The sequence below is a fragment of the Siphonobacter sp. genome (assembly GCF_048595215.1).
GTDB lineage: Bacteria > Bacteroidota > Bacteroidia > Cytophagales > Spirosomataceae > Siphonobacter.
In genome coordinates this window covers 1-16,157 of record NZ_JBMDWJ010000342.1, presented here as the reverse complement: position 1 = coordinate 16,157, position 16,157 = coordinate 1, and the positions used below count along the sequence as shown (strand labels likewise).

At 47.7% G+C, this 16,157-nt stretch carries 13 protein-coding genes and 1 other RNA gene; 8 read left to right on the top strand and 6 right to left on the bottom strand.

What is annotated here, in order from left to right; all coding sequences use genetic code 11:
• Positions 1-137: 137 nt before the first annotated feature.
• On the bottom strand, positions 138-884 hold the full coding sequence (fabG, locus tag ACOJTG_RS21205; protein ID WP_094813518.1) for a 3-oxoacyl-[acyl-carrier-protein] reductase: 747 nt from the start codon (positions 882-884) through the stop codon (positions 138-140).
• Positions 885-993: 109 nt separating this feature from the next.
• Complete coding sequence (locus ACOJTG_RS21200) at positions 994-2,913, bottom strand: tetratricopeptide repeat-containing sensor histidine kinase (protein WP_420155646.1); 1,920 nt, start codon at positions 2,911-2,913, stop codon at positions 994-996.
• 190 nt (positions 2,914-3,103) lie between these two features.
• Between ACOJTG_RS21200 and ACOJTG_RS21195 the strand changes: the two genes are divergently transcribed.
• The 7 genes from ACOJTG_RS21195 to trmD all read left to right on the top strand — a co-directional run bounded on the left by ACOJTG_RS21195 (position 3,104) and on the right by trmD (position 10,620).
• Entirely contained in the window at positions 3,104-4,045 is a 942-nt protein-coding gene (locus ACOJTG_RS21195) for a Smr/MutS family protein (protein WP_420155645.1), read from the top strand.
• Between the two features lie 172 nt (positions 4,046-4,217).
• Entirely contained in the window at positions 4,218-5,663 is a 1,446-nt protein-coding gene (locus tag ACOJTG_RS21190; protein ID WP_420155644.1) for a DUF4403 family protein, read from the top strand.
• Positions 5,664-5,917: 254 nt separating this feature from the next.
• Positions 5,918-6,314: RNase P RNA component class A (gene rnpB, locus ACOJTG_RS21185), an RNA gene on the top strand.
• Positions 6,315-6,474: 160 nt separating this feature from the next.
• The gene (locus tag ACOJTG_RS21180) at positions 6,475-8,130 is read left to right on the top strand and encodes an OmpA family protein (RefSeq protein WP_420155643.1); all 1,656 of its coding nucleotides are present in this window, start codon (positions 6,475-6,477) and stop codon (positions 8,128-8,130) included.
• 485 nt (positions 8,131-8,615) lie between these two features.
• On the top strand, positions 8,616-9,161 hold the full coding sequence (locus ACOJTG_RS21175) for a 30S ribosomal protein S16 (RefSeq protein WP_094812991.1): 546 nt from the start codon (positions 8,616-8,618) through the stop codon (positions 9,159-9,161).
• A gap of 137 nt (positions 9,162-9,298) precedes the next feature.
• The gene (gene rimM / locus ACOJTG_RS21170; protein WP_420155642.1) at positions 9,299-9,868 is read left to right on the top strand and encodes a ribosome maturation factor RimM; all 570 of its coding nucleotides are present in this window, start codon (positions 9,299-9,301) and stop codon (positions 9,866-9,868) included.
• Positions 9,869-9,945: 77 nt separating this feature from the next.
• Positions 9,946-10,620, top strand: a complete 675-nt coding sequence (gene trmD / locus ACOJTG_RS21165) for a tRNA (guanosine(37)-N1)-methyltransferase TrmD (RefSeq protein WP_420155641.1) — start codon at positions 9,946-9,948, stop codon at positions 10,618-10,620.
• 116 nt (positions 10,621-10,736) lie between these two features.
• On the opposite strand, the gene ACOJTG_RS21160 is transcribed toward trmD, so the two are convergent.
• The 4 genes from ACOJTG_RS21160 to ACOJTG_RS21145 form a co-directional block, all read right to left on the bottom strand.
• Entirely contained in the window at positions 10,737-11,864 is a 1,128-nt protein-coding gene (locus ACOJTG_RS21160) for a glycoside hydrolase family 88 protein (protein ID WP_420155640.1), read from the bottom strand.
• Between the two features lie 59 nt (positions 11,865-11,923).
• A complete protein-coding gene (locus tag ACOJTG_RS21155; protein WP_420155639.1) occupies positions 11,924-12,712 on the bottom strand; it encodes a rhamnogalacturonan acetylesterase in 789 nt (262 codons plus the stop codon).
• 169 nt (positions 12,713-12,881) lie between these two features.
• Positions 12,882-14,183, bottom strand: a complete 1,302-nt coding sequence (locus tag ACOJTG_RS21150; RefSeq protein ID WP_420155638.1) for a rhamnogalacturonan acetylesterase — start codon at positions 14,181-14,183, stop codon at positions 12,882-12,884.
• Positions 14,184-14,955: 772 nt separating this feature from the next.
• A complete protein-coding gene (locus tag ACOJTG_RS21145) occupies positions 14,956-15,486 on the bottom strand; it encodes an NAD(P)H-dependent oxidoreductase (protein ID WP_420155637.1) in 531 nt (176 codons plus the stop codon).
• A gap of 98 nt (positions 15,487-15,584) precedes the next feature.
• Here ACOJTG_RS21145 and ACOJTG_RS21140 point away from each other — a divergent pair, with 98 nt between their 5' ends.
• Positions 15,585-15,959: a winged helix-turn-helix transcriptional regulator gene (locus ACOJTG_RS21140; RefSeq protein ID WP_420155636.1), complete on the top strand. Its 375-nt coding sequence runs from the start codon at positions 15,585-15,587 to the stop codon at positions 15,957-15,959.
• Positions 15,960-16,157 lie beyond the last annotated feature (198 nt).

Below are 16,157 nucleotides of genomic sequence, written 5' to 3'. Positions count from 1 at the left end.
TGTTAAGTTTAGAGTTTTTCAGTTTTCAATTTTCAGTTTGCAGTTTTCAGTAGTGCCAATGCGACTGTTTCTATATTGAAATCGTCCCGATGAACTCCTGAAAACTGCAAATCGAAAACTGAAAACTACTATCCATTTTAGGTCAGCAGACCCCCGTTTACCTGGAGCACCTGACCCGTGATGTATTTAGACATATCCGAAGCCAGGAATATGCAGGCATCGGCTATCTCTTCGGGCTGACCACCGCGTTTCATGGGAATCGAATTCATCCATTCTTCTACGGCCTTTTCGCTTACTTCACCCGTCATTTCAGTAATGATGAAACCCGGTGCAATGGCGTTGGAACGTACATTGCGGCTTGCCAATTCCAGGGCTACGGATTTCGTAAAACCAATGATACCCGCTTTGGAGGCAGCGTAGTTAGCCTGACCCGCATTGCCCCGTACGCCTACGATAGACGTCAGGTTAATGATCGAACCACTCTTCGCCTTCATCATGGGGCGAGTTGCTGCTTTGGTCAGGTTGAATACTGACTTCAGGTTTACCCGAATTACTTCGTCCCAGGCTTCTTCCGTCATCCGCATCAGCAGGCCGTCCCGGGTGATACCCGCATTGTTGACCAGCACGTCTAGCGTACCAAAGTCAGCAATGACCTGCGTAATCAGCTCTTCGGCAGCTTTATAATCGGAAGCATCCGAACGGTATCCTTTGGCTTTAACGCCCAGAGCGGCTAATTCTTCTTCCAGAGCCTGACCTTTTTCAACACTCGACAGATACGTAAAGGCAACGGAAGCCCCTTCCTGAGCAAAGCGAGTGGCAATGGCCCGGCCAATCCCCCGGGAAGCACCCGTAACCAGGGCGACTTTTCCTTGTAATAAAGGCATACGAACAAAAATGTTTGGAGTACAAGCGACAAAAATAACCGCAAATAGCGATAATACGGTGGTAAGTTGCGAGGATCGCTCCGGTAAAGTCAAGTTATTTTCGTGACGCTCACACGGTTACTGCCAGAACAACGCGGGTTCCTTTTTGAGGAGCGGAATGCATTTCCAGGGTTCCGCCAATGGCTTCGGCCCGTTCGCGGATGTTCCGTAGGCCCATCCCCTCCGGCAACTGATCTACCTCAAAACCAACACCATCGTCGGTCACCGTAACCCGTAAAGTATCCTCCTTTTTCTCCACAACGATCTCCGCTAACAGAGCTTTGGCGTGTTTTAGGATGTTATTGCATAGCTCCAGACAGATGTTATACACATTGAATTCAACGTCCTGCGAAAGCCGTTCCTCCAACCCACTTACCCGCAGCGTAAACTGGGTTTGACTACGACTGTTATTCATAATAAGTACCAGTCGTTTTAACCCTGCTTCCAAGCCGTACTTTTCGAGTTCGACGGGTAGCATGTTATGGGAGATGAACCGAATTTCTTCGTACGCGTGTTTCATCATGGCCAGAACATCGTCGTAAATGACCTTTTCCTGCGAACTCAAATGTTCTGGATTCAGGGCTTGGATCGTCATGCGTGCCGCTGCCAATAACCCACCCAGGTTGTCGTGTAATTCCGCCGCTACGCGTTTACGTTCCATCGTCTGCCCAATCAGCAAGGCTTCCGAAATCTCCCGGTTTTTCTGTACTAACTCCCGGTTGGCTTTCTGTAATTCGGCCGTACGCTCCTGTACTCGGATTTCCAGGGTTTCGTTTAACTGTTCAATTTCTCTGTTCTGTGCCTCAATTTTTCGCTGCTTCCGTCGTACCGACTGATTGAGCCACACCAATCCTGCCCCAATGAGTAATAGTAATCCGGCTATTATCGTAATCCAGAGTTTGTATTTTCGTTGGAAATTGGCCTCCTCCTCTTTCTCGGCCAGCTTATCGCGTTCCAGTTCTACCATAATCTGGTAGTAATCCTGCATACCCTTGCTTTTGGGCAAACTATCGGCCGTTGCTTTGTACCGTTCGTAATACGTTAATGCTTTCGCGTAATCTCCTCGCTGCTTGTACGCTTCATAAAGATATTGCCAGGCTTCCGCCCGATCCGATAGATTATTGTTTTCTAAAGAAGCGTATCGAAGGGCCAACTGGGCATTCATAATGATTTGCTCCGTCTCTTTACGATCCAGGTTCAGCTTCGCTAACAATAAATGCCCGGCCGAACGAGTTACGGTACTGCTATCCAGTCGAATCGCCCGCTGAATCAAGGCTTCGCCCCGTGTCGTATCGCCAGACTTAATGTAGCTTTCACCCAGAAAATTCAAAGTCATTGCCCTTTCATAGGTAGATTTCTGAGCTAAAGCGAGTGATTTATACAGGTATTGTCGGGCCTGCGAATAGTTTTTCAGCTTCAGATAACACAGGCCAATCTGCCGAAGCATAAACGATCGATCCTCCTGTGTTTTAGCAATTTTTTCCCCGACCATGAAGTAGCCCATTGCTTTTTCATAATCTTCCAGCGTGTTATACTGAATCCGGCCCATGCGTTTCAGGCATTCAAACAGATAGCGGCATCGCTCCACGGGATACTGAGAATAAATATGATACGCCTGATAATTCGCCACATAAGACTCCCGGTATTGCATCCTGAGGTGAGCCACCTTTCCCTTCAGCGTCAGGGCATCTGCCTCCGCCAGTTCGATTTGCAGAGCCTGAGCCGTTTCTAAATAATGATTGACGAAGTACTGGGCTGAATCCAGGGTACGATCCCGGCCATCGTAACTATCGGCGTAGGCGATGTACAGATTGGTCAGCTTATCGTACAGCTCGAGTGCTTGGGGAGAATAATTGGTACCTGATGGACTTTGGGGAAGAGCCGCCAACTCCGTACGAGCTTTCGTGATAGCGGATTCATGCGTTTGGGCCTCCACTTCCCGGCTCAATACTAACAGTCCGGTAAGCGTCAGTAGGAAAAGCGTTCGCATGAATAATCTGGATTGGAGACTCAAAATAAGCCTTTTTTGAACTACTATCCATGCTTTCCCGGGTAAAACTACTCGATTCCGTGAATTTTGTTACCTCATGGTAGGTTTTAGTCAGGTGAGCTTTTTAAAATGGATGAGGCAGCCTTGTCCGCTTTACTCTACCTTTGCTCGTATATCTGAACTAGTTTGTATGAATATTGGAGACCGCGTTCGGCTGGTACACGGCCGTGAAGAGGGCATTATCACCAAATTTTTACCCGGTGATTTAGTAGAAGTAGAAATTGAGGCTGGGTTTCGTATTCCGGTGCAACGGCGGGAAGTTTCACTGATTTCACCCGAGGAGAAGAATCGTTTTCGGGCTGTACCCGCCAGCGAAACGCCCAAAGCTCCCTCCTCTTCGGAGGTGTTTGCCAATCAGGGCTTGTATCTGGCTTTTGTTCCGGTTAACGATCGGGAACTGTCGATGTACATCATTAATAATACTGACTGGGACGTACCCTTTTCGCTCATTAATGGGTCAGAGCCGCATTTTAAAAGTCTAGGATCGGGCTTATTAAAAGCCCGTAGCAGTCAAAAAACGGGTGACTGGCAAGTCAAAGACTTTGAAAACTGGGGCGTATTCACCGTTCAGGCTTTATTCTCCCGACTGGCCTTCCGGAATGTACGTCCACCCCTGGAAAAGAAAATTCGCTTCCGAGCCAATTCGTTTTTCAAAACCAAACAACGCATTCCCGTACTCGATCAGGTCGGGCATCTGTTTCAGGTAGACGATGAAGCGATTCAACCGGAAAAAATCAAGGAAAGCCTGACAGAGCGAAAAGTGGAGGAGCCAAAGCCGGTCGTAGAGAAACCCGAAACTACGGTGGATCTGCATATTGAGAAGCTCACGCGGCATTTTCTGGCGATGGATACCAGTGAGATGCTGGAACTTCAACTCAAGACATTCAATACGGCTCTGGAAAACGCCATTGCCCACGGACTGGATGAAATCATTTTCATTCACGGTGTTGGGAACGGTACGCTGCGTACGGAAATCCACCGCAAACTGGGCAGGCATCCACACGTCGCTTTCTTCGCGGACGCTCAGAAGGAAAAATTTGGCTACGGAGCAACGCGGGTGAAAATTAAGTAAGTTTTCAGTCTTGGGTTTACCGTTTTCAGTTACTATTCCCTTTACATACGTCTCAACTGGGGTAATTTTCACCACAATACCAGCAAGGCATAAAGTTTCACTATAACATTTGACTCCTATACTCCGACGGAATCTATTACTGAAAACAGAAAACTGTAAACTTCAAACTGAAATGCCTGATTATTTGTGCCGTATTCCCTTTTCCCGTAGTTTTTGGGCGGCAGTTGGTTTTGTATTCTTGATTTCATTGGAGGGCTGTCGGCCGAAAGGTTCCATATCCAGCAATCCGTCAGCCCCTAAGGAATCGTATCTCTACACGAAAAAACAAGTGGAAAGTCGTCGGTACCTATCAACCATCAACCTTCCGGTTGAAATCTCTCTTTCAGAAGTCGAACGTCAGATCAATGTCAATCTTACGGACTTGATCTATGAAGATATGAGTTACGAAGATCAGGACGACATGATGGTTCGGGTCTGGAAACGTGGTACCATTGTGGTTACGCCGGGAGCCAGCGTCAACAATGAAAGTTCGCTGAATTTGAAGGTTCCCCTGAAAATCTGGATTCGGGCCCGATACAGTCTGCTTGGGCTTTCAACGGAACGGGAACTGGATTTTGCTTTGGATGTACGACTCTCCACCCGATTCTCGATTGCCCCCAACTGGGAAGCTCATACCACGACTAAACTCGAAGGCTACGACTGGGTAACGAAGCCGGTACTCAAACTGGGACCCGTTTCCATTCCTGTCGCGGGGATTGTCGGCAAAGCTCTGGATTCGAAGAAATCCACGCTGGAAAAAGGTGTGGACGATGCCGTAGCTAAAAACGTCGAAATCAAGAAATACGTCGTTCAGGCCTGGAATGCGGCGTTGCAACCGTATCAGGTATCGGAGCAGTACCATACCTGGCTGAAAATAACGCCCGTGGCCATCCAAATGGCTCCCTTCCGTACGGTAGGGAAAACAATTCAGTCAACCATTGGTTTTCAGACCTATACGGAAACGGCCTTTGGAGATAAACCCGTCGTAAACGCAGTCAATCAGGTACCAGATTTAAAGCTTGGTGCGGCCCCCTCGAATGAATTTAAAATCGGACTGGTCAGCGATCTCTCGCACGCCGAAGCCGAACGAATGGTAGCCGATACGGTGGTGGGACAGAAATTCAATTACGGAAAGTATGCGGTGGAAGTAACGTCCATCAAGCTATACGGCGACGCGAACACGCTGGCAATACGGGCCGGACTGAAAGGCAGCCTTGACGGATATATTTACTTCAAAGGCGTACCGTATTACGATCCCGTCACCAAGTCGGTTACGTTGAAAGACCTGGATTATGATTTGGACACGCGGAGTTTTCTGGTCAAAACCGCCAACTGGGTTTTGCAGAGTAAGCTACGCAAGTCGCTGCAATCGGCCCTGACCTTCCCGGTTGGCGAACCCATTGACGAAGCGAAAAAGCAACTACAGGCTCTATTGACAAATCGACAAATTACGAAGGGTGTCACCTTATCTGGGAAAATTGATGCGATTACTCCCGATCAGGTTTACCTGACCCCCGGTTCGATTTACGCCGTAGTTTTTGCCAAGGGGAGAGTGAATTTGCACGTGGATGGACTGTAGGAAGTTTTCCGTTGTTCGTTGCTGGTTTACAGTTGTTCGTTTGCTCGTCCTGATTAGTATTGGTAGGGAATAATCGCAATAGTAGTAGTTTATATTTTTGAGGATTTGGCACCCTATATCCTTATGAATAACTACTAATCATGAACGAATAACCCCGCAGGAATGCCCTTCATTTAGCTGAAAACCGAGTACTCGCTGAAGGCTAAAACGCAAAACGCAAAACCGAAAACGCAAAACTCCCCGTACCTTTGCGGCAAGCAAGCCATCTTATCGCTTCCGGTGTAAGCAGGAAGAGGAAAGTCCGGGCAGCGTAGAGCACCGTGCTACCTAACGGGTAGGCAGTCAACTGGCGACGGTTGGCTGACAGCCAGTACCACAGAAAAGATACCGCTTTCCTTCGGGGAAAGTAAGGGTGAAAAGGTAGGGTAAGAGCCTACCGCTCAGGAGGTGACTTCTGAGGCAGGGTAAACCTCACGGGCTGAAAGACCAAATAAACCAGCGGTGTCCGCAAGGACCGAAGGGCTGCTCGTCCGGTGCTGGTGGGTAGGTCGTTAGAGACGGCAGGCGACTGCCGTTCTAGATAAATGATAAGACTTTTTACTGGTTCGCCAGTGAAAATGACAGAACCCGGCTTATCGGCTTGTTTTTATTTCTATCGGCTGTTTTCAGTTTTAATTTCCCACGAAAGGTCGCCTTCGTACGCCTTTTTTGGTTTTCTTCACGGAAAAATCAGAACTGTTTAACCACTACGCTGAAAACTTCTGAGCTAAAGCATTCTATCAACCGGAATTGCTTTCTACGCACTGTACCTATGAAACGAAGCCTTCTGTCTATCTTTCTCGTTAGCATAAGTTTAGGGTCGCTCTGGGCCCAAACTCCTGATAAAAAATATCAAACTCCGATGACGCTGGAGGAACAGAACCAGCAGAAAGTACTGGCTGAAGCCGAAAGCAAACGGTTGCGTCGTTCGTACGAGGGGTTCAATAAAATGCATACGTGGTCGGTAACCGCTCACGGGGGCATCAGCAAATTCTACGGAGATTTACAAACGGGTAACTTTTTCTCGACGGGTCCGGGGGAAAAAACGCCCTTTTTCGGTGGGCTTTCGGTCAACAAACAACTGACGCATTTACTCGGGGTTTCGGCCAATTTTGGTTTTGGTCAACTCAGTGGTAGCAAGGACCGATTCGTCTACATCGATCCGCTTAATCCTTCGGCGGGTCTCTCCTACGGACCGAGTTACTTCTTTTCGGACATTATGCAGGCTGGCCTGAACGCCGACCTTAACCTGAAGTCTCTGGTTTTTGGTACTAAGAAATTACGCCGACTGAAGGTGGATTTTATTGCGGGCGTCGGGTATATGTATTACCGTACCAAGGTTTATTCCATCCGGAATTTTGAATACGAAAACTCGCTGGGGGAACGCAAAACGTATGCTGCGAAAGAACTGGTACGTTTCTCGAATGGACCCTTTAGCTCGACCACCGCGGGCGGCTGGACGGGCAGTGGATCGAAGTATACCCGTGATCTGGTCATTCCTACGGGCATTCGGGTCTTGTACGAATGGTCCAACCGACTGGATATCGGCATTCATTATATGCTGAATCATACCTTCACCGAAAAGCTGGATATGACCCTGGGCGGCTACGATAACTCATTGCCCAGCGAAATTTACGCTTCGCCCAATGGGAATAACTCCTTCCGTCGCGGTGAGTCGGCGTATGATAAATACGGTACGTTGGCTTTTGAGATCACGTATAAGTTTGGCAAGCGGGCTTCCCAAGTAAGCGATCAGGGCAAATACTCCACGAAGAAAGGAGAAATGTATCATCTCCGCTGGACGGATCCAAAAGACCTGATTCCGGCTCCTTACAACCCAACGGTTGATACCGCTCTGGCTCGGGTTAAAGCAATTATGCCCGGTGAAGTGGATCCGCGTTTGTATACGGATTCCGACGGCGATGGCGTAGCAGATTTATACGATCAGGAACCCAATACGCCGCCAAACAGTATCGTGTCGGGTTCGGGCGTAGCGATGAATTTGCAACAACTCCTGCAACCCTTCGTAGATGCTAAAACGCCGAAAGAAACCTGTACACAGATTTTCGGTAACGTTGAGTTCAGAACCGATCAGGCCACGATTCAGCCCGAAGCCAAACGCCTGCTGGACGACGTCATTTCGTACCTCAACAACGCCACGGAATGCCGCGTGGTTGTGGTAGGTCACACCGACCGCCGGGCATCGGATTCGTATAATATGAAGCTGTCGAGAAGACGTACGCAGGCTGTTAAAAAATACCTGACCCGTTACGGTTTGAAAGATCCCAGCCGGGTGACGATCGAATGGTACGGTGAATTCCGGCCCGTCGCTCCGAATGACAAGCCCAACGCAGGGATGCAACGCAACCGCCGCGTAGAGTTACGGATTTTACCGCTAAACAACTGGAAAAATTACCCGGGAAATTAGGGGAGTTCTCCGTTTAGAGTTTACGGTTTTCAGTTTTGGGTAGTTGCGGTTTGAATTTTCTTAACATATCATAGAAAGGGTTTTAGGCTGGAAAACCGGCTTAAAACCCTTTCTTTTTTTATTTAAGATTAGATAGCCCTGCAGGTCTACTCGCTATTCCAGATTGCAAATCCGAAAGAGCTACTTCTTTGCTACCAGACCCGACAACCCCGGAGGGGTTCCATGTCATTAGCCCCGTATGCAATGCGGGGACTTGGCCAGCCCAGGTAGGTACAGCCTACCAACGTTTGCGTCCGTAGCAAATGCTAGAGACAACCCGTCCCGCTTATGTTACCGGGTTTATCCTAACAGAAAACTGGAAATTGAAAACTGAAAACTCTAAACAGAAAACCCTAAACTCAAAACTCAATTATTAAAAACTATTCCGTACCTTTGCATTCCAATTCGGAAACCGGGGGACGGGTTCCCCCACAAACCCAACTACAATGGTTAAAATTCGCTTAGCCCGTCGCGGTCGCAAGAAACATGCTATGTACGATGTCGTTGTTGCTGACGCTCGTGCTCCTCGTGACGGTCGTTTCATCGAGAAACTGGGAACTTACGATCCTAACACCCAACCTGCTACCATCGTTCTGAACGAAACAAGTGCAGTAAAATGGTTGCTGAATGGTGCTCAGCCTACGGATACTGCTCGTGCGATTCTGTCGTACAAAGGTCTGATGCTGAAAAAACACCTTCAAGTGGGTGTGAACAAAGGAGCCATTTCTCAGGAACAAGCTGATGAAAAATTTGCCAGCTGGAAGCAAACGAAAGATGCTCAGGTAACTGCAGCTACGGAAGGTATTGCTGGTAAAAAAGCTGATGACAAAAAAGCTCGTCTGGACGCAGAATCTAAAGTAAATGCCGCTCGTGCAGAAGCTTTAGCGAAGAAAAATGCTCCGGTTGTAGAAGAAGCTCCCGCTGAAGAGGCTGCTGCTGAAGAAGCTCCTGCAGCTGAAGGTGAAGCTACGACTACTGAAGCAGCTGAATAAGCTCTTTCCGAGTAACGATTTTTGGCAAGTCTGGCGGGTCTCCCGGCGGACTTGCTTCATTTTTAGGCGATTGATTCGGAGATTCCCTCCTATTTTTAACGGCTGTCAGCAACGAGCTACGGCCCACCGCTACTGCTATGAACAAAGAAGATTGTTATGAATTAGGACGGATTACGAAAGTGCACGGCCTGAAAGGCGAAGTGCAGCTACTTTTTGAAGTAGATGATCCGTTTGAATACGAAGACCTCGATAGCGTGCTACTCGAAGTCAAAGGGCAACTGATTCCGTACTTTATTGAAGACCTCAATATTCAGTCGAACAAAATCATTGCCAGATTTGAAGATATAACTTCCATTGAGAAAGCGACGCCGCTGGTAGGAGCCAAACTCTGGCTGACGTTGGATAACCTGCCGGAGCTGGACGACGATCAGTTTTACTTCCACGATGTGATTGGTTACCAAGTGGTTGATACTAACGTGGGGCCCCTAGGAACCGTACGCGAATTTGCCAGCTTCTCGCTCCAGGACTTGATGGTGATGGATTATGAAGGCAAGGAAGTACTGATTCCCGTCATCGACGAAATCATCGGTGAGGCCGATCACGAGGCCAAAACCCTGAGTGTTACGCTTCCCGAAGGCTTACTCGATATATACATGAGCGAAGCCAAAGATTCGGAAGAACGGGATGACGCGGACGAAGAAGCGTAGCCCCAGGAATTGATCGTTATTGATTTTAGTTTCATACGGTTCGGGCTCTGTGCTCGAACGGTTTTATTTATTCTGTCATGCGTTTGGATATCATTAGTGCCGTACCTGAATTGTTGGATAGTTTTTTCCAGAACTCGATTGTCAAACGGGCTCAGGACAAAGGCCACGTGGAAGTTCACATTCATAACCTGCATGATTACGGCATTGGTAAGTACAAACAGATTGACGATTACCCCTTTGGGGGCGGTGCCGGCATGGTACTGATGATCGAGCCGATTGCTCAGTTGCTTCGCAAGCTCCAGGCCGAACGCACCTACGACGAAATCATTTATACCGCTCCGGACGGTGAACGTTTTAATCAGAAAACGGCGAACACGCTTTCCATGGCCGAAAATCTGATCATCCTTTGCGGTCATTATAAAGGCATCGACGAACGGCTGCGGGAGATTTTCGTGACGAAGGAAATCAGTATCGGCGATTACGTACTGTCGGGCGGAGAACTCGCTGCCTCGGTTATTTCGGATGCGATTATTCGCTTGCTGCCCGGCGTACTGGGAGACGAAACTTCGGCTCTGACGGATTCATTTCAGGATAATCTGCTCGCTCCGCCCGTGTATACGCGGCCGTCGGAGTGGGAAGGACATAAAGTTCCGGATATCCTGCTCTCCGGTCACGACGCCAAAATCCAGGATTGGCGACACGAACAGGCCGTCGAACGCACCCAGCAACGACGCCCGGATCTGCTTTCCTAAAAAGATAAAACATACCAAAGCAAAAGCCCCGACCAAAATCGGGGCTTTTGCTTTAGTATTAATTACGACGAGAAGGATCGCTGATATAAACAACAACTAACCAACAACCATCAACCTCACTTCATCTTATACACTTCACTTCCCGCCAGCAGGAAACAGCCTAGTCCATAATCCTCAAAATCGGGTACGCTGCTGACTGTTACAGGCTGACCATCCTTCGGTTCTTTCCCCGTTCCCTGCACGTAACCCAGAAACCCATTGGGTTGTACCGATTCTTTGATGAGAGCATTCCAGGCTTTCACGACGATAGGTCGGTAGGTTTTAGCCGGAATAATACCCTGATTAATGCCCCAGGCCATACCGTACACGAACAACGAAGTACCCGTAGCTTCTTTTCCACCGTAGTGATTCGGGTCGTGTAAGCTAGCATTCCAGAAGCCGTCCGTCCGCTGAATGGGAGCCAGTGCACTGAGCATATCGACCAGCATGGTTTGGTATTCCTGCCGATGTGGAGCGTCTTTCGGAATGATTTGCAGTACGCGTACCAGAGCGGCTACAACCCAGCCATTACCCCGCGACCAGTAGCAATCTTCACCGTTGGGTTCTTGGTAGGGCGGTACGAAATCCTTATCCCGCCACCAGAGTTTATCCTGCGGATTGTACAGACCTTTGCCGCCTTCTACCTCTTTGGAGTGCTTATACATTTCATGCATCCGCTCGTAGTAGGCCGGATTCTTGGTGAGTTGTCCCAGCTTGGCAAATACGGGCATAGCCATCTGAATGGCGTCAATCCAGGTCCAGTCGCTTACTTTCGACGTGGCCATCATACTGTCAATGCTGGCTTTGATGTCGCGTATGCACTCCGTTTTCTGAGGATTCATTTCATACAAAGCCAAGTACGTCTGGCCGCAACACTGGTTATCGGCATTGCGGGTTTTGATGCCACCGCGAAGCCCCCATTTATGCGATTCGCCCCAACTGTAGGCATAATCCAGGTACTCTTTCTTATGATCAATGTCGTGCAGAGCCAGTAGCCCTTCGTAGTACACGGCCCGGGTCCAAATGTTACTGGGACGAGCAATATTAGTTACAATTTCTTTGCCCGTATCCGGCCATTTTTTCATAAAATAGGCATTGGCCCGCTGCATCGGCTCCAGAATATCTTTCGTCTTGGAAAGCTTCTGAGCCTGGAGGCCCGTACTGAAAAGAAATACGCCCAGAATGGGAAGGAATTTTAGCTTCATACAATCAACTGCGTTTAGAGTAAGACGGGCACTCCATCAGGTATCCCTTCTAGCCTGACTTATTTTTTGATCAGATATCGGGTCAGTTTTAATCCTTTGGTGGCCCGTACCCCTTCTACGACCGCAGCGGCGTTGAGTCTCGCTCCGGCGAGTGAGGTGTGGGTATGGTCGACTTCGGTAAAATGCTCTTTTGTGACCCGCTCCTGCCCGATTGCTTCGTACTGCTTCGCTACGATTTCGTTGAGATCGATAAATTTGGCCCCCGTTTGCTCGGCTACCTGTTTCGCCCAAAGGCCGTAATCCTGCGATCCTCGGGCTACTTTGCCCTCCTTCCAGACGTTTCGGGGTACCAGCGAGAGCACCACCGGAATAGCTCCTTTCGCCTGAGCCTCGGTAATGTACTTTTTCATGTACCAGCCATAGGTATGAACCGTTTCGGGGCGTTTTTGAATGGGATTGTAAATGTCTTTGGTTTCCTCACCAATGCCCCGAATGGTACCACGAGCCCGGGCCGTATCATCCAAAGCTCCGGCATCGTTATGACCGAACTGCATCAGCACGTAATCGCCGGGTTGCAGGCGGGCCAGAATTTTCTCCCAGCGACCTTCGGTATGAAAGGTTCGGCTGGAACGTCCGCCAATGGCGTGATTTTCGATGTGGATACGAGTCGTATCAAAGAACTCAGGCAGGAAATGGCCCCAGCCCCAAAGGCCTTTATCGCCCTTATCGGACCCATTTTTTACGGTCGAATCACCAATCAGATACAGGGTCGGTTTGACCGTAGGCCGGGCAGCCAGAGCAACGATGGCGACCAGGAATAGTAAGCAAAGCCGTTTAAGTGAAGTCATCGTATTAGGTTATAGGTCATTAGGTATTGGTTGCATACGTAATGCAAGAATCCGTTGAGCTGCGTTTCGTCCCGTAGGTTTGCAACCTTCCGCAGGTACGACATTCATTTTTCTCTAGCCCAGAAAGATGTCTCCGTATGAGCATTGGCTGAAAAGCCTGTTAGCCCTCTTAATTCCCATCTGGTTTCACATTTTTAATGAAAGGACTGGCTGGGAATTTCCACCGTTCATAGGAGGTGGGTCGAGCCGGATCAAACGCCGGGGTATCCTCCGTCAGCTCACTGGCAATATCCAGTTGGGCCGCTTTAATACCACTGATGACACACTGAACCAGCAGATACGCTCCGTAATTACTAAAGTGCGTATTGTCGTGAATATCCTTCGTCACGCCGGGCAAGGTCCCCGCTGCTACGTGGACAAAAGCTTTCTCCGAATCCTGCGGTCCCAGTGCTTCCCAGAGGGTTTTGCTCATCGCATTCAGGTCGATCAAGGGTACGTTTTCTTCCTTTGCCGTTTGTCGCATGGCCTCGGGAAAATCGCCGAGCGTATTGATGATACGCCCTTGTTGGTCAAAGTTTCGCCGATGCATGGATGTAACCAACACGGGTTTTGCTCCCTTTTCCCGAACCGCCTTGATGTACTGTTTGAGCAAGTCCTTATACCCTACAAAGGGCTGTAAATCACTCTGTTTCTGATCATTATGAGCAAACTCAATGAACAGATAATCATTAGGTTTGATTAGGCTCAGGATTTTCGCCAGTCGCTTTTCCGCCAGAAAACTTCGTAGGGACTCCCCCGATTCAGCGTGATTGGCCACGACGATCTTTTCAGGCTTGAAAAAGCGGGGAATCATCTGGCCCCAGGCGGCGTAGGGTTCCTGGGCCTGATCGACTACCGTAGAATTTCCGGCCAAGTAAATCGTCCTTGCTTTCGTATTCGGGCGAATTTCCAGAGCGGCTACTTTCGGCAAAACATCCGTAAATTCAAACGTAAGCTGGTCATCCCACTGGAAGTAATCTTTTTCACGCGGTTTCAGTCGTACCGAATCGGTATCCGTGATTCGGGCGGTACGGATATTCACCGTAAACGTTTTCCAAACGAATTTTCGGGGTTTGGTTTCTACTTTTTCCAGCATTAGCCGCCGGTTTTCTGCCTTGACTGTGGTGTACGAGACGTCTTTTTCATCCCCCAGCAAAAGTTTCACGTCATACGTACCCTCGGGAAGCTTTACGGAGAAAAAGAAGGGCTGCGTACTCGTCACGTAATCGCGTATGTAGCGAACGGCGTATAAACCCTGTACCGGAGAGCCCGGCAGGAATCCGTACCCCCGCTCGGGCGTATACTGCATTTCAGGCGTCACTTTCGTATAACCACGAGCCACCGGGCCCGCCCCAAAATCGAAGCGATACGACTGGGCTATTGCCTTGGTAACACCGAGTGAAAGAATACCGAAAAAGGCTAATCGAAACATAGAAAAATGATAACGGATACAATGGTACATGCAAAAACATTCCTTTAGCAACCCGTACTATCAGGGCTTGCAGGTTTTGGATTTATCCAGACCATTGGAAATATACTTATGAAAAGCGTTGGACTGAACAGATACAAAAGTCCGTTTAATTACTTCAATAGCAACGTTTTCTTTGGGATTGCACGCGGATGCTTGCCTATATTTTTTCAGGTAGTATAGTAACTACCGACTTTCTGTACCACTTTTCAATGGATTCTACCCGTTTTGTTCAACTTTGGAAGTGTCCGCTTCAGCAATTGAAACGGCTTAGTAGTCTTTCTTTGGCACACGAAGTCCTGCCGACAGCAACCCGTGCTGATTCCGGTTTCAGACAGCCGGGAATCTACTCAGTAAGTGTTGGAATTTTCAATGATTAGTATAATCTAATGTGGCTACTTTTTAAGTCTTTGTTACATCAAGTCGTTCGTTTATCTGGAAGAGTAATAACGAGAAACGAAACTATTATTTTCTTCAGTAATTACTAGTTATCTATCAGTTCAATCAATAATCTTAATTGAAATCAGTAAACTGAAATTCTGTAATACATTTTAGTCTAAATCAATTTTCCAACAACTAAATTCTCACCACTAATTCCCACTCATTTTCAATAATTTAATACGTTATATAGAATATGATCAGTACATTAAAACATACCTTTTACACACCACTTATGATAGTTACAATTATACGGTTGTTAGTGTTTGAGAACAACACCAACAACCGTGTAACTAATTTAAAAACGATTTAAAAAATCCATGTACAGAGGCACGCTTCTCTCGACCCATTCCACCGAGGTATTATGCTCGATGCCGAAGTAAGCAAAAAGCGGCTGATAGTCGGCTTTTACGTATTCAAAAGTCAACTCGAACGGACGGGTTAGCTCTTCTAGTGTATATTTGTACCGCTCACCCGGAGCGAATTCGTGCTCGTCACCCCCTAAGGAGATGGCTAGTGCTATTTTCTTACCCGAAACTTTAAACCCGCTTTTACTTCCATAGGCCCAGCCATGCGTCAAAACTTCATCCAGCCATTTTTTAAAAAATGGAGGAGAATTAAACCAGTAATAGGGAAACTGGAATATGATTTTATCATAGTGTTCCAGCATTTTCTGTTCGGCCTCAACGTCAATTTTCTCATCCGGATATCTTTCATACAACGAATGAACTACATATTGTTCAGGAAATTTATTCAGCTCTTCAATCCATCGCTTATTGACAAGTGATTTTTTAAGATTTGGATGAATAACGATCACTAGTGCTTTCATTACAGGCTTGTTTTAAAGTACTCTGGCAAAGTAAAGAGTAACTCATTTAAGTATATACATCAACACCCCATTGTGAGACACTATAAAAAATGTAAGTAATGACCAAGATTAAAGAAGCTTCAACCAATTTTGCGAATAAAACTGCCTTGGCGGAGGAATGCCCGGAGGTGTATGCCGCCAACATTATTGGCGGACAATGGGCACTGGTCATCTGTTCCTGGTTAATCAATGGTAAGCTAAGATTTAGCGAACTCAGAAAACGGTTGCCCAACATCAGCGAACGGATGCTGACGCTACAACTACGAAAATTAGAGGAAGATCAAATGGTCACGCGAACTGTCTATGCGGAAGTTCCGCCACGCGTGGAGTATGAGCTGACACCCATTGGCTACGAATTGAAGCCCATCATTCAGCAACTCGAAAAATGGGGAGAGAAACACAAGCAACTCAAGGATGCTAGGAACCCTTTCTGACGGATGCTGTAGTACACCCTTTTTAACTTGTACTTTTACTTTCCCAGCCACCCACTCGTACTCCAGATCACTTGAGCTAGTCTTCCTTTTTAAACAAAAAATGGTAGGACCTGTTTATTTAGCAGCTATATAGATGACGTTTTCACACCAAGGACACACAAATGGACATTAAGCAAATTTTTACCAACAACCAGGACT